This window comes from Verminephrobacter aporrectodeae subsp. tuberculatae (assembly GCF_026127385.1).
GTDB classification, from domain to species: Bacteria; Pseudomonadota; Gammaproteobacteria; order Burkholderiales; family Burkholderiaceae_C; genus Acidovorax; species Acidovorax aporrectodeae.
The window spans coordinates 1,592,862-1,609,251 of the sequence record NZ_QZCX01000001.1; the positions used below are offsets into that span (position 1 = coordinate 1,592,862).

Here is a 16,390-nt window from a genome sequence, read left to right on the forward strand (position 1 = left end):
TAGAACTTGTACTCTCATTTGCACTTGATGGTATCGGCGTGCGAGTCTCCGGTGCGGGTTGTTAATGCGGTGAATGGAGCGGTTCACCGAGACGATAGAGCGGAAATTTCGTTACATGCTATTTTTTGCGTTATAACGGAATTATTTACTGAAGGATTTCCGCCATGGCCCACACCCACTCTACGGGTATCAGCAACCTCATCATTCTCATCAGCGACACGCATCTGACCGCTGGGGAGACCATGACGGTGACTTACGTGTTCAACGAAGCGCCGACCTATAACTACACAACGAGGGTGTCCTCCTTCAATCTCTCGAGTATGGCGACCCAGGACACACCCAACGGGGTTTTGTCCAACTTGGTCCAGAACTCGGAGAACGACCGGATATTCACCGCCACATTCACACCGAATGCGAACGTGGACAAGGCCCGCGGTCGCATCACCATGGACCTGAACGATCTCTGGGTGACGAAAGCGACGAAGCCTTGCGGGGTCTTCCAGTCCGTGGAGTACACCGTGGACACCATGCCGGCCAACGCGGTCCGCAACCCCAAGCTCAGCGACGTCACCATCAGCATCAGCAAAGACGCTCTGATCGGGGGGCGCTCCATGACGGTCACTTTCGAGTTCAACGGATGGCCGTTGGAGAGCAGTTTCTCGCTCGATGACGTGTCGGCGTCGCATGGCGAACTGTCCGACTTGGTCCGGGACCCGAACAACGCCAAGATCTACACCGCCACATACACACCGGATCACCACAAGAACAGGGTCGTGGGCCAGATCACGCTGGACTTGGCCAAACTCACGGATGCGGACGGCAACGCGGGCACCGGGGTGCGCCAGTCCAAAGAGTACACCGTGTACACCCTGATGCCGGCGAACTTCACGAACGTCTTCATCCGCCTTGGTGACAACCATTTGACCGCGGGCGAGACGACGACGGTGACTTTCGAGTTCGACGGATGGGCGTTGGAGGAGAGCTTCGCCCTCACCGACGTGAGTGCGCCCAATGGCGTCTTGTCCAACCTGGTCAGGGACTCGAACAACGCCAAGGTCTACACCGCCACGTTCACACCGAACGCGAACACGAACCGGGCCGTCGGCCGCATCACCCTGGACCTGAAAAATATCGCGGATGGACAGGAGGACACGGGTACCGAAGGCCATCCGGGAATGGGGGTGCGGCAGTCCATTGAGTACACCGTGGACACCATGCCGCGCAACGCGCAGAGCAACCCTGCCCTGGATCACGTGAGCATCCGCCTGAGCGACACGTTCCTGGGCAAGGACGAAAGCATGACCGTGACCTTCGAGTTCAACGGATGGGCGTTGGAGTCGAGTTTCACCATCAGCGACATCGTGGCGCCCCTTGGCGTCTTGCATGACTTGGTCAGGGCCCCGAACAACGCCAAGATCTACACCGTCAAATTCACGCCGCACAACAAAACGAGCAAGGCCGTAGGCCGCATCACGCTGGACCTGTCCAAGCTCCAGGACAGCGACGGCACTGCGGGCACCGGGGTGTACCAGTCCGCCGAGTACACCGTGGACAACTTGCCGTCCACCACCGACTTCAGCCGCGTCAACATCCGCATCAGCGACAGCCAGCTGACCGCGGGCGAGACCATGACGGTGACCTTCGAGTTCAACGGATGGCCGTTGGAGGAAAGCTTCGCCCTCGCCGACGTGGTGGCGACCCATGGCCGCTTGTCCAACCTGGTCAGGTCCACCGAAGACGCCCGGATCTTCACCGCCACGTTCACCCCGGATGCGAATGCGCGCGGGGTCCACGGCCGCATCTCGCTGGACCTGGCGAACGTCACGGACGGGCTCGGCAGCCCGGGCACCGGGGTGTACCAGTCCAGCGAGTACAGCGTAGAAAGCGCTGCGTCCAACAACGCGGGCACCAGGCTGAATCGCGTCAACATTCGCCTGAGCGACAACTACCTGAGCCGGGGCGAGGCCGTGACGGTAGTTTTCGAGTTCAACGCCGAGCCGGCGCAAGTTGACTTCCTGCGCCACGTGGTCTCGCCCCTGGGCACCCTGACCAACCTGAAATGGGACTACAACCACAACGAGAAGTTCTGCTCCGCCACGTTCACCCCGAACGTCAACATGGCCAAGGGCGTGGGCCGCATTTCCCTGGACCTGTCCAAGGTCACGGACGATGACGGCAATGCGGGCTCCGGGACGTACCAGTCCGCCGAGTACACCGTGGATACCGCGCGGCCCGAGCTCAGCATCACGCTCGCCGACACCCAGCTGAGTGCCGGCGAAACCACCACCGTCACCTTTGCTTTCTCCAAGGAAGTCAGCGCCACCAGCTTCAAGGCGGCCATCAACCTCGCGAATGCCCGGGGCACGCTGAGCGATCCCGTGAGCGCCGACGGCGGCAAAACCTGGACCGCCACCTTCACGCCCCTTGCCGACGTGCAAACCGCCAGCGGCGTGATCCGCGTGAACATCAGCGGCGTGCGCGACCCGCATGGCAACGTGGGCCTGGGCGACCCCGTCTCCAGCAACGCCTACACCGTGAGCACCGTGCGGCCCACGTTGGCCGCGACCGGCCACACCATCGACGACAACCGGCTCAGCGTGGGCGAGACCGCCTACATCAAAATCAAATTCAGCGAGCCCGTGACGGGCTTCGACGCCTCCGACGTGATCCTGGCCCCCGGCAGCGGCAGCGTGGGCCAAGTGTTCGTCGCCTGGCAGCCCGCGGCCGACGGCAGCAGCGACACCTGGGAGGTGGTGCTCCATGCCCCCGGCGCCGGCGCGACGTCGACGAACAACCCGATCAGCGTGAACCTCGCGGGCGTCAGCACCCGCGGGGGCAGCACGGGCCAGGGCACCGTGGCCACGGGCCTGAGCTACAGCGTGGACACCACCCGGCCCACGCTGCTCAGCACGCGCATCAGCTACGACGCGGGCAAGACCGACACCGTTCTCAAATTCCGCGAAAACGCGCTGGTCAGCTTCACCTTCTCCGAACCGGTGACGGACTTTGGCCTGAACGACGTGCTGCTGGTGAATGGCCTGCGCGATGGCATGCTGTCGCACTTCACGTCCACCGGCGACGGCAGCGTCTGGACCGCGAACCTGAGCGCGCCGACGCGCAACATCACCTCGTCGAACAACACCTTTCGCGTGAACATGCGCGGCGTGACCGACCTGGCGGGCAACGCGGGCGAGGGGGTGGTTGCCACCGGCGTCAGCTACGGCATCAACACCGTGGGCACCACCGCGGTGCGCAGTCTGCTCATCGAGGACCGCCTCCTGGCTGCGAACGAGGAAACCACCGTCACCATCACCTTCACCAGCGCACTGGATGCAAACAGCTTCACGCTGGATGACCTGGAGATCATCGATCCCGTGACCCAGCGCAAGCAGGCGACCGATGGCCTGCGGGGAACGCTGTCGAACCTGCGCACCACGGACGGCGGAACCACGTGGAAGCTCACGCTCAAGTCCCCGTCTGCGGACAACACGAGCGGCAACCTCATCGCGCTCAAGCTGAGCGGCATAACCGATCGCGCGGGCAACGCGGTCAGCGGGGGCAACGTGCCCGGCGACACGACGGGGGGGACCTGTATAGCCTACAACCAGGCCTACACCAACGACAGCATCGCGCCCCAGATGGCCGGTATGGTGATCTCGAGCCGCTCCCTCGGAACCGGCGGCACCATCACCTTCACCGTCACCTTCGACGAACCGGTGACGGGCCTCACCACCAGCGCCATACAGCTCTCCGCCGGCGCTTCCAGTGGCACGGTGTCCGGCCTGAACTCCAGCGACGGCGGAAGGACCTGGATCGTCACCATCAGCGCCCCGACGGTCAGTACCACCGCGTCCAACGTCAGGATGAGCATCGTGAAGGAGGGAATCAGGGACCTCGCGGGCAACGGGGCCGGATCGGGCGAGTACCAGGCCGCCAGCGCGAACCTCTACGACGTCGACACCAGCGGCCCCGCTGCCCCGCCTGTCCAGCCTGGCCCGCTCACCGCGACCATCACGCTCGACGACAACAACCTCACGGCCGGTGAAAGCACCACCGTCACCTTTTTCTTCAGCAAGCGCGTGAACGGCTTCACGGCAGCCGACATCGTCCTCAGCCACGCCAACGGCACGTTGGACGCGCTCACGGAGCATGCAGACGACAGGACCTGGGTGGCGACCTTTACGCCCGCAGCCAACGTCAACGCCAGCAGCAACACCATCCGCGTGAACCTCGCCGGCGTGACCGCCGCAGACGCGACGAACGCCGCAGGCGTCGGCCAGGCGAGCAGCACCAGCTACAGCATCAACACCGTGCGCCCCAGCGCCACGATCATGCTCGACAGTATCAGCCTCACGGCGGGCCAGATCACCATGGTCCGCTTCGCCTTCAGCGAGGCGGTCACGGGCTTCAGCGCGGAGGACGTCGTGCTCACCCACGCCAACGGCACGCTTGGCGCACTCCTCTCCACAGATACCGAGGGCAAGACCTGGACGGCGACCTTCACGCCCGCGGAGAACACCGCAAACGCGAGCAACACCATCCGCGTGAACCTCGCGGGCGTGCGCAACGCCGCAGGCAACACGGGCGAAGGCCAGGCCAGCAGCGCCATCTACGTCATCGACACCGTGCCCGGGGGCACCGTGCGGCCCACGTTGGCCGTGACCGGCCACAGCATCGACGACAACCAACTCGGCATTGGCCAGACCGCCTACATCACAATCAAATTCAGCGAGCCCGTGACGGGCTTCGACGCCTCCGACGTGATCCTGGCCCCCGGCACCGGCAGCGTGGGCCAAGTGTCCGCCGCCTGGCAGCCCGGGACCGACGGCAGCAACGACACCTGGGAGGTGGCGCTGCATGCCCCCGGCACCGGCGCCGGCGCGACGTCGACGAACAACCCGATCAGCGTGGACCTCGCGGGCGTCAGAAACCGCGCGGGCCACACGGGCCTGGTCACCGAGGCCACGGGCCTGAGCTACAGCGTGGACACCACCCGGCCCAGGCTGCTCGGCACGCGCATCAGCCACGGCGCGGGCGAGACCGACACCGTTCTCACGCGCTACGAAACCGCCCTGGTGAGCTTTACCTTCTCCGAACCGGTGACGGGCTTTGGCCTGAACGACGTGCTGCTGGTGAATGGCCTGCGCGATGGCATGCTCTCGCACTTCACGTCCACCGGCGACGGCAGCGTCTGGACCGCGAACCTGAGCGCCCCGACGCGCAACATCACCTCGACGAACAACACCTTTCGCGTGAACATGGCCGGCGTGAACGACCGGGCGGGCAACGCGGGCGAGGGGGTGGTTGCCACCGGCGTCAGCTACGACATCAACACCACCTACCACGGCCCCACGGTGCGCAATCTGGTCATCGCGGACCGCGTCCTGGGTCCGAACAAGACAACCACCATCACCATCGTCTTCTCCGACGCACTGGATGCAAACAACTTCACGCTGGACGACCTGGAGATCATCGACCCCGTGACCCAGCGCAAGCAGGCGACCGATGGCCTGCGGGGAACGCTGTCGAACCTGCGCAGCACGGACGGCGGAATCACGTGGAAGCTCACGCTCAAGGCCCCGGCTGCGGACAACACGAGGGGCAACCTCATCGCGCTCAAGCTGCGCGACATAACCGATCGCGCGGGCAACGTGGCCACCGGGGGCAACGTGCCCGGCGACACGACGGGGGGGACCTATATAGCCTACGACCAAACCTACGCCAACGACAGTGCCGCGCCCCGGCTGATCGGTGATATCTTGCTCTCGAGCCGCTCCCTAAAAACCGGCGGCACCATCACCTTCACCCTTACCTTCGACGAACCGTTGGTGGACTTTACCACCCGCGTCATGTATCTCTCCGCCGGCGCTTCCAGCGGCACGATGTCCAGCCTGCAATCCACCGACGGCGGAACGACCTGGCTCCTCACCATCACAGCCCCGACGTTCAGTACCACCGCGTCCAACGTCCAGTTGGCCATCGGGAAGGCGGGACTCAAGGACGTCCATGGCAACGTGATCGGATCGGGCGGGTACTTCACCGCCGGCGACCTCCTCTACAACGTCGACACCCGCGAACCCGCTGCCCCGCCGCCCCCGCCGCCGCCCCGCGCCGCCCCCTCCACCCCCGCCGCCGCTCCCGCCGGTCCGGTCTGGCCCGCCGACCGCGACCATCACGCTCGCCGACACCAACCTCACAGTCGGTGAAACCACCACCGTCACCATCGTCTTCAGCAATCGCGTCAACGGCTTCACGGCGGACGACATCGTCCTCAGCGACGCCAACGGCACGCTCGGCCCGCTCACGGTGAATACCGACAGCAGGGCCTGGACGGCGACCTTCACGCCCACAGCCAACGTCAACGCCACCAGCAACACCATCCGCATCAACCTCGCCGGCGTGACCGCCGCGGACGCGGCGGACACCATAGGCGTCGGCCAGTCGAGCAGCGCCAGCTACAGCGTCCACACCGTGCGCCCCAGCGCCACGGTCACGCTGGGTAGTACCAGCCTCACGGTGCGCCAGAGCACCACGGTCCGCTTCGCCTTCAGCGAGGCGGTCACGGACTTCAGCGCGGAGGACGTCGTGCTCACCGACGCCCACGGCACGCTCGGCCCGCTCACGGCGGATGCAGACGGCAAGACCTGGACGGCGATCTTCACGCCCGCGACGAACACCGCAAGCGCCAGCAACGTCATCCGCGTGAACCTCGCGGGCGTGCGCAACGTCCCGGGCAACACGGGCGAAGGCCAGGCCAGCAGCCCCAGCTACGCCATCGACACCAGGGCCGTGCGCCCCACGCTCACCATCACGCTGGCCGACACCGACCTCAGGATGGACGAAACCACCATCGTCACCTTTGTCTTCTCCGATGTCGTGAATGGCTTTGCGGCAGACGACATCGTGCTCAGCGACGCCAACGGCACGCTGAGCCCGCTCCGGGCAAATGCCGACGGCAGAACCTGGACGGCGACCTTCCTGCCCACGCTCGACGTGCAGGACGCGAGCAACACCATCCGCGTGAACCTGGCCGGCGTGACCAACCGCGCAGACCGGGCAGGCGTCGGCCACGCCAGCAGCGCCAACTACGCCATCGACACCGCGGTAGCGCTCCCCACCGCCACCATCACGTTGGCCGACAACAACCTCACGACCGGCGAAACCACCACCGTCACCTTTGCCTTCGCCGAGCGCGTGCATGGCTTCACGGCGGAAGACATCGTGCTCAGCGACGCCAACGGCACGCTGGGCCCGCTCACGGCAAATGCCGACGGCAAAACCTGGACGGCGACCTTCACGCCCACGATCAACGTGCTCGACGGGAGCAACACCATCAGCGTCAACCTGACCGGCGTGACCCAGCGCGCAGGCCGGGCAGGCGTCGGCAACGCCAGCAGTGCCAGCTACGCCATCGACACCGCGCTACCCCCCAGCGCCACCATCACGCTGGCCGACACCAACCTCAGGATCGACAGAACCACCACCGTCACCTTTGTCTTCGCCGATCCCGTGAATGGCTTCACGCGCGACGACATCGTGCTCAGCGACGCCAACGGCACGCTGGGCCCGCTCACGGCGAATACCGACGGCAAAACCTGGACGGCGACCTTCACGCCCACGACCGGCGTGCAGGACACGAGCAACACCATCAGCGTGAACCTTGCCGGCGTGACCAACCGCGCAGGCCGGGCAGGCACCGGCAACGCCACCAGTGCCAACTACCAGATAGACACCAGCGAATCCACGCGCCCCACCGTCACCATCACGCTGAGCGACAGCGCCCTGAAGATCGGCGAGACCAGCACCGTCACCTTCCGCTTCAACGCGCCGGTCCTCGGCTTTACGGCCGACGACGTCGAGACCCCCAACGGCACGCTGGGGCCCCTGACGGCCGGCGCCGACGGCCGCACCTGGACCGCCACGTTCACCCCCACGGGCAGTGTCGAGGACAGCAGCAACGTCATCACCGTAAACCTCACGGGCGTGACGAACACCGTCGGCCGCGCCGGGCTCGGCAGCGCCAGCAGCGCCAACTACCAGGTAGACACCCGGCGGCCCTCGGTGCTCTCCGTCACGCTCGCTGACGACAAGCTCGGCATCGGCGAGTCGACCACCGTCACCATCGTCTTCTCCGAAGCGCTGGACCGGAGCATGGCTCCCGCAAACGACAGGGCCTTCCAGCTGCGCGACCTGACGATGAACCCCGCGTCCAGCGGCGGCACATTCTCCGACCTGCGCACCGCGGACGGCATCACCTGGCAGTGCACCCTGACGGCCCCGCTTGCCGGCTCCCCGACGACCGGCAACCGCGTCCAGGTGAACCTCCCCGGCGTGGTCGATCTGGCGGGCAACCAGGGAGAGGGAACCCCGTCTTCCGCTCCCTTCAGCTACGACCTCACGCGCCCCACCGTCACCATCACGCTGGCCGACACCCAGCTCACCGTGGGCGAAACCACCACCGTCGTGTTTGCCTTCAGCGAGCGCGGCATCCGCTTTGCGCAGGAGGACGTCGTGCTCATCGGCGCCAACGGCACGCTGAGCAACCTCACCCCCGACTCCTTCGGCAGAAACTGGACCGCCACCTTCACACCCACGGCGAACGTGAGTGTTGCGAGCAACACCATCGGCGTGAACATGGGCCGCGTGCGCGACACCGCGGGCAACACGGGCGAAGGCATCACCAGCAGCGCCAGCTACCAGATCAACACCATCGACCCCACGCGCCCCTACGCCGCCATCACGCTGGCCGACACCCGCCTCACCCTGGGGGAGACCACCACCGTCACCTTCAGCTTCAACGAGCGCGTGAGCGGCTTCACGAGCGCCAACATCGTGCTCAGCGACGCCAACGGCACGCTCGGCCCGCTCACGGCGAATGCCGACGGCAAAACCTGGAGCGCCACCTTCACGCCCGCGGCGAACGTGAATGACGCGACGAACACCATCAGCGTGATCCTCAGCGGTGTGACTGGCGCCACCGGCCGTGCCGGCGAAGGCCGTGCCATCAGCGCCAACTACAGCGTGCACACCGCGCCGCTCAACGCCACCATCACGCTGGCCGACACCCAGCTGGCAATAGGCAAAACCACCACCGTCACCTTTGCCTTCAGCGAAACCGTCAGCGGATTCACCGCCGCCGACGTCGTGCTCAGCGACGCCAACGGCACGCTCGGCCCGCTCACGGCGAGTGCCGAAGGCAACACCTGGAGCGCCACGTTCACCCCCGCGGCGAACACCGAGGACAGCAGCAACACCATCCGCGTGAACCTTGCCGGCGTGACCAGCGCCGCAGGCCAGGCCGGGACAGGCCAGGCCAGCAGCGCCCACTTCAGCGTGGACACCGTACGGCCCTCCGTGCGCTCCGTCACGCTCGCCGACAGCAAGCTCAGCGGCAACGAATCGACCACCGTCACCATCGTCTTCTCCGAAGCGCTGAACCGGAGCCTGCCTTCCACGGACAGCAAGGCCTTCACCCTGTCGGACCTCACGATGGACCCCGCGCCCAGCGGCGGCATCTTCTCCGACCTGCGCAGCATCGACGGCATCACCTGGCAGTGCACCCTGACGGCCCCGCCTCCCGTCGGCCTCTCGACGACCGGCAACCGCATCCGGGTGAACCTCTCCGGCGTGGTCGATCTGGCGGGCAACCAGGGAGAGGGAAGCCCGTCCTCCGAGCCGTTCAGCTACGACCTCGTGCGTCCCACCGTGCGCATCACGCTGGCCGACAGCGCGCTCACCGTGGGCGAGAGCACCACCGTCACCTTTACCTTCAGCGAGCCCGTCACCGGCTTCACGCAGGGCGACGTCGTGCTCACCGGCGCCAACGGCACGCTGGGCCCGCTCACGGCGAACGCCGAGCGCACGGTCTGGACGGCGACCTTCACGCCCACGGCCAACGTTAACGTGGAGGCGAATACCATCGGCGTGAACCTCACCGGGGTCACCGACGACGCGGGCAACGCCGGCACCGGCACCACCAGCAGCGCCAACTACAGCGTGGACACGCGCGACCGCAGCGGCCCCACGGCCACCATCACGCTCGCCGACAGCGCGCTCACCGCGGGCGAGAGCACAACCGTCACCTTCCGCTTCAACGAGCCCGTCACCGGCTTGGACACCAGCGACATCGTGTGCACGAGCGGCACGCTGAGCGCACCCACGGCGAACGCCGAGCGCACGGTCTGGACGGCGACCTTCACGCCCACGGCGAACACCAACGTGCAGGCGAATACCATCCGCCTGAACCTCGCCGGCGTGACCGACGACGCGGGCAACGCCGGCACCGGCAGCGCCAGCAGCACCAACTACAGCGTGGACACCCGGACGGACAGCACGGGACCCACGGTCACCATCACGCTGGCCGACAGCGCGCTCACCGCGGGCGAAACCACAACCGTCAGCTTCACCTTCAACGAGCCCGTCACCGGTTTTGACGCCAGCGACATCGTGTGCACGAGCGGCACGTTGAGCGCACCCACGGCGAACACCGAGCGCACGGTCTGGACGGCGACTTTCACGCCCACGGCCAACGTCAACGTTGCGACGAATACCATCCGGGTGAACCTCGCCGGCGTGAGCGACGACGCGGGCAACGCCGGGACCGGCAGCGCCAACAGCGCCAACTACAGCGTGCACACCACGCGCCTCACGGCGACCATCACGCTCGCCGACAGCGCGCTCACCGCGGGTGAAACCACAACCGTCACTTTCCGCTTCAACGGGCCCGTCAACGGCTTGGACACCAGCGACATCGTGTGCACGAGCGGCACGCTGAGCGCGCCCACGGCGAACGCCGCGCGCACGGTCTGGACGGCGACCTTCACGCCCACGGCCGACGCCAACGTTCCGACGAACGTCATCCGCGTAAACCTCGCCGGCGTGACCAACGAAGCGGGCAACGCCGGGACCGGCAGCGCCAGCAGCGCCAACTACAGCGTGCACACCACGCGCCCCACGGTGAGCATCACGCTGACCGACAGCGCGCTCAGCGCGGGCGAGAGCACGACAGTCACCTTCACCTTCAACGAGCCCGCCAACAACTTTGACGCCAGAGACATCGTGTGCCCCAACGGCAGGCTGAGCGCGCTCACGGAGAACGACGAGCGCACGGTCTGGACGGCGACCTTCACGCCCAACGCGAACGCCAACGCCCGGACGAACGCCATCCGCGTGGACCTCGCCGGCGTGACCAACGACACGGGCACCGCCGGGATCGGCAGGGCCAGCAGCGCCAACTACAGCGTGGACACCACGCGCCCCACGGCGACCATCACGCTGGCCGACAGCGCGCTCACCGCGGGCGAGAGCACGACCGTCACGATCCGCTTCAGCGAGCCCGTCGAAGACTTTGACGCCAGCGACATCGTCTACACCAATGGCACGCTGAGCTGGCCCACGGCGAACGCCGAGCGCACGGTCTGGACGGCCACCTTCACGCCCACGGCCAACGTCACCGCCCAGGAGAACACCATCCGCGTGAACCTCGCCGGCGTGCGCGACGACGCGGGCAACGACGGGACCGACAGCGCCATCAGCAGCAACTACAGCGTGGACACCGTGCGCCCCACGGCGACCATTACGCTGGCCGACACCGCGCTCACCGCAGGCGAGAGCACAAGCGTCAGCTTCCACTTCAACGAGCCCGTCACCGGCTTGAACGCCAGCGACGTCGTGTGCCCCAACGGCACGCTGAGCGCGCCCACGGCGAACGCCGAGCGCACGGTCTGGACGGCGACCTTCACGCCCACGGTCAACGTCAGCGCCCCGGCGAACACCATCCGCCTGAACCTCGCCAATGTGCGCGACGACGCGGGCAACGCCGGGACCGGCAGCGCCGACAGCGCCAACTACAGCGTGGACACCCGGACGGACAGCCCCGGCCCCACGGCGACCATCACGCTCGCCGACAACGCGCTCACCGTGGGCCAGAGCACAAGCGTCAGCTTCCGCTTCAACGAGCCCGTCACCGACTTTGACGCCAGCGACGTCGTGTGCACGAGCGGCACGCTGAGCGCGCCCACGGCGAACGCCGAGCGCACGGTCTGGACGGCGACCTTTACGCCCGCGGCCGAGGTCAGCGCCCGGGCGAACACCATCCGCGTGAACCTCGCCGGCGTGCGCGACGACGCGGGCAACGCCGGGACCGGCAGCGCCAGCAGCGACAACTACTCCGTGGACACCACGCGCCCCACGGCGACCATCACGCTGGCCGACACCGTGCTCACCACGGGCGAAACCACAAGCGTGAGCTTCCGCTTCAGCGAGCCCGTGAACCACTTTGACGCCAGCGACGTCGTGTGCATGAGCGGCACGCTGAGCGCGCCCACGGCGAACGCTGAGCGCACGGTCTGGACGGCGACCTTCACACCCACGGCCAACACCAACGCCCGGGAGAACACCATCCGTGTGAGCCTTTCCGGCGTGAGCGACGACGCGGGCAACGCGGGTACCGGCAGCGCCAGCAGCGACAACTACTCCGTGCACACCACGCGCCCCACGGCGACCATCACGCTGGCCGACAGCGCGCTCAGCGTGGGCGAAACCACGACCGTCACCATCACCTTCAACGAGCCCGTCAACGGCTTTGACGCCAGCGACATCGTGTGCGAGAGCGGCACCCTGAGCTGGCCCACGGCGAGCGACGACCGCACGGTCTGGACAGCGACCTTCACGCCCACGGCCAACGTCAGCGCCCCGGCGAACACCATCCACGTAAACCTCGCCAGCGTGACCAACGACGCGGGCACCGCCGGGACCGGCAACGCCAGCAGCGACAACTACTCCGTGGACACCAAGCGCCCCACGGCCACCATCACGCTGGCCGACAGCGTGCTCAGCGTGGGCGAAACCACGACCGTCACCATCACCTTCAGCGAGCCCGTCAGAACCCTTGACGCCAGCGACGTCGTCTACACCCACGGCACGCTGGGCTGGCCCACGGCGAGCGACGACCGCACGGTCTGGACAGCGACCTTCACGCCCACGGCCAACGTCAGCGCCCCGGAGAACACCATCCGCGTGAACCTCGCCGGCGTGCGCGACGACGCGGGCAACGCCGGCACCGACATCGTCTCCAGCGCCAACTACAGCGTGGACACCACGCGGCCCACTGCCACCATCACGCTGGCCGACAGCGCGCTCACCGCGGGCGAGAGCACAACCGTCAGCTTCACCTTCAACAAGCCCGTCAACGGCTTGGACGCCAGCGACGTCCTGTGCACGAGCGGCACGCTGAGCGCACCCGCGGCGAACGCCGAGCGCACGGTCTGGACGGCGACTTTCACGCCCACGGCGAACGTGAACGCTCCGGCGAACACCATCCGCGTGAATCTCACTGGCGTGCGCGACGACGCGGGCAACGCCGGGACCGGCAGCGCCGACAGCGCCAACTACAGCGTGGACACCCGGACGGACAGAACCGGCCCCACTGCGACCATTGCGCTCGCCGACAGCGCGCTCACCGCGGGCGAAACCACGACAGTCAGCTTCACCTTCAACAAGCCCGTCAACGGCTTTGACGCCAGCGACGTCGTCTACACCCACGGCACGCTGAGCGCACCCACGGCGAACGCCGAGCGCACGGTCTGGACGGCGACCTTCACGCCCACGGCCAACGTCAGCGCGGAGGCGAACACCATCCGCGTAAACCTCAGCGGCGTGACCGACGACGCGGGCAACGCCGGGACCGGCAGCGCCGACAGCGCCAACTACAGCGTGGACACCCGGACGGACAGAACCGGCCCCACTGCGACCATTGCGCTCGCCGACAGCGCGCTCACCGCGGGCGAGAGCACGACAGTCAGCTTCACCTTCAACAAGCCCGTCAACGGCTTGGACGCCAGCGACGTCGTGTGCACGAGCGGCACGCTGAACGCGCCCACGGCGAACGCCGAGCGCACGGTCTGGACGGCGACCTTCACGCCCACGGCGAACGTGAACGCCCCGACGAACACCATCCGCGTAAACCTCAGCGGCGTGACCGACGACGCAGGCAACGCCGGGACCGGCAGCGCCATCAGCGCCAACTACAGCGTGGACACCCGGACGGACAGCACCGGCCCTACGGCCACCATCGCGCTGGCCGACAGCGCGCTCACCGCGGGCGAAAGCACGACAGTCACCGTCACCTTCAACAAGCCCGTCAACGACTTTGACGCCAGCGACGTCGTCTACACCCACGGCACGCTGAGCGCGCCCACGGCGAACGCCGAGCGCACGGTCTGGACGGCGACCTTCACGCCCACGGCGAACGTCAACGTTCCGACGAATACCATCCGTGTGAACCTCGCCGGCGTGAGCGACGATGCGGGCAACGCCGGGACCGGCAGCGCCATCAGCGCCAACTACTCCGTCGATACCACGCGCCCCACGGCGACCATCACGCTGGCAGACAATGCGCTCACCGTGGGCGAGAGCACGACAGTCAGCTTCCGCTTCAACAAGCCCGTCAACGGCTTGGACGCCAGCGACATCGTGCTCACTGACGCCAACGGCACGCTGACAGCGCCCACGGCGGACGCCGAGCGCACGGTCTGGACAGCGACATTCACGCCCACGGCCAACGCCAACGCTCGGGAGAACACCATCCGCGTGAACCTCGCCGGCGTGACCGACGACGCGGGCAACGCCGGGACCGAAATCGCCTCCAGCGCCAACTACAGCGTGGACACCACACGCCCCACGGCCACGATCACGCTGGCCGACACCGCGCTCAGCGCGGGCGAGAGCACAACCGTCACCATCACCTTCAGCGAGCCCATCAGAAACTTTGACGCCAGCGACATCCTGTACACCAACGGCACGCTGAGTTGGCCCACGGCGAGCGCCGACCGCACGGTCTGGATGGCGACCTTTACGCCCACGGCCAACGTCACCGCCGGGGCGAACACCATCCGCGTGAACCTCGCCGGCGTGCGCGACGACGCGGGCAACGCCGGGACCGGCAGCGCCGTCAGCACCAACTACAGCGTGGACACCCGACCGGCAGACACCACGGGCCCCACGGTCACCATCACGCTGGCCGACACCCAACTGACCGTTGGCGAAACCACAACAGTGACCTTTGTCTTCAGCGAGCCCGTCACCGACTTCACGCGCGACGACGTCGTGCTCAGCGAGGCCAATGGCACATTGACCGACCCCACGACGAATGACCATGGCAGAACCTGGACGGCGACATTCACGCCCACGGCCGGCGTCGAGAACAGCAGCAACACCATCAGCGTGAACCTGACGGGCGTGCGCAACGTCGCAGGCCGTGCCGGCACCGGCCACGCCCCGAGCGCCATCTACCAGATCGACACCCGGGCCCCGGTGCTCGCCAGCGCCACGGTGAACGCCAGCCAGCTGGTGCTGCGCTACACCGAGGGGAGCAGCCTGGACGCGACGCATATCCCCCCCACCACGGCCTTTGCGGTGCGCGTTGATAACGTGCTCACCGCCGTCACCGCCATCGCGGTAGGCGCGCAGGAAAAGACCGTAAGCCTGACGCTGGCCACCGCTGTCGCCACCGGCCAGGCCGTGAGCGTCGCCTACACCGACCCGACGACCGGCAACGATGCCAACGCCGTACAGGACGCGGCCGGCAACGACGCAGCCAGTTTCGCGGCCACGCCGGTGGACAACCACACCCCCGCGCCACCGGGCCCGACTCCAGGTCCGAGCCCGGCTCCAGGTCCGAGCCCGAGCCCGAGCCCATCGCCCCCGGAAGGCCCGGCGCCCAAGGACACCAAGGACACGGACGGCGACAGCATTCCCGACAGCCTCGAAGACCAGACCCCCGGCCTCCCCGGCCCCGACGGCGCCGCCCCCGTGGTCGGCGACGGCAACGGCGACGGCGTCCAGGACAGCACGCAGGCGGCAGTGGGATCGACCAGCGCCAGAGTCCGCTCCACCGCAGAGAGCGCGGCCAGCACCCCCGTGACCCTGGTGGCAGGCAGCCAGGACGGCAAGGTCGATCCGGACAGCGGCGCGCGCATCACCCGCCTGGCGCAAGAGGACGCCCCCGCCCCATTCCCCGATGGGATGGAGATGCCGCTCGGACTGCTCAGCTTCCGGGCGACGCTGGCCACGGGCCGCAGCAGCGAGAAGTTCAGCCTGTATCTGGACCCCGCGCTGGGCGTCAACGGCTACTGGATGCAAGACAGCAGCGGCACTTGGACCAACCTGAGCAGTGCAGCCTACGGCGGCAAGATGGCAAGCGAAGGCGGGCGGCTGCGGCTGGACTTTGAAATCAGCGATGGCGGTCGGTTCGACGCCGACGGCCAGGCCAACGGCGCCATCACCGCCCCCGGCGCCCCGGCGCAGATGCCGTTGTCCATCATGGGCCAGGCGTCCGATCTGGCGTCCAACGGGTTCTGGCTTTGATCGGCGTGCGACCCCGGGTCCGGGC

At 67.3% G+C, this 16,390-nt stretch carries 2 protein-coding genes; both read left to right on the forward strand.

Going from position 1 to position 16,390, the window contains the following annotated elements; genetic code table 11:
• The first annotated feature begins 164 nt into the window (after positions 1 to 164).
• The gene (locus D5041_RS06820) at positions 165 to 6,206 is read left to right on the forward strand and encodes an Ig-like domain-containing protein (RefSeq protein WP_265284165.1); all 6,042 of its coding nucleotides are present in this window, start codon (positions 165 to 167) and stop codon (positions 6,204 to 6,206) included.
• Entirely contained in the window at positions 6,172 to 16,365 is a 10,194-nt protein-coding gene (locus D5041_RS06825; RefSeq protein WP_265284397.1) for an Ig-like domain-containing protein, read from the forward strand. The genes D5041_RS06820 and D5041_RS06825 overlap by 35 nt, the downstream gene beginning before the upstream one ends.
• Positions 16,366 to 16,390: the final 25 nt, after the last annotated feature.

Coding starts and splice junctions, on each gene's coding strand:
- D5041_RS06820 (WP_265284165.1), top strand. CDS start 165: ATGGCCCACACCCACTCTACGGGTATCAGCAACCTCATCATTCTCATC.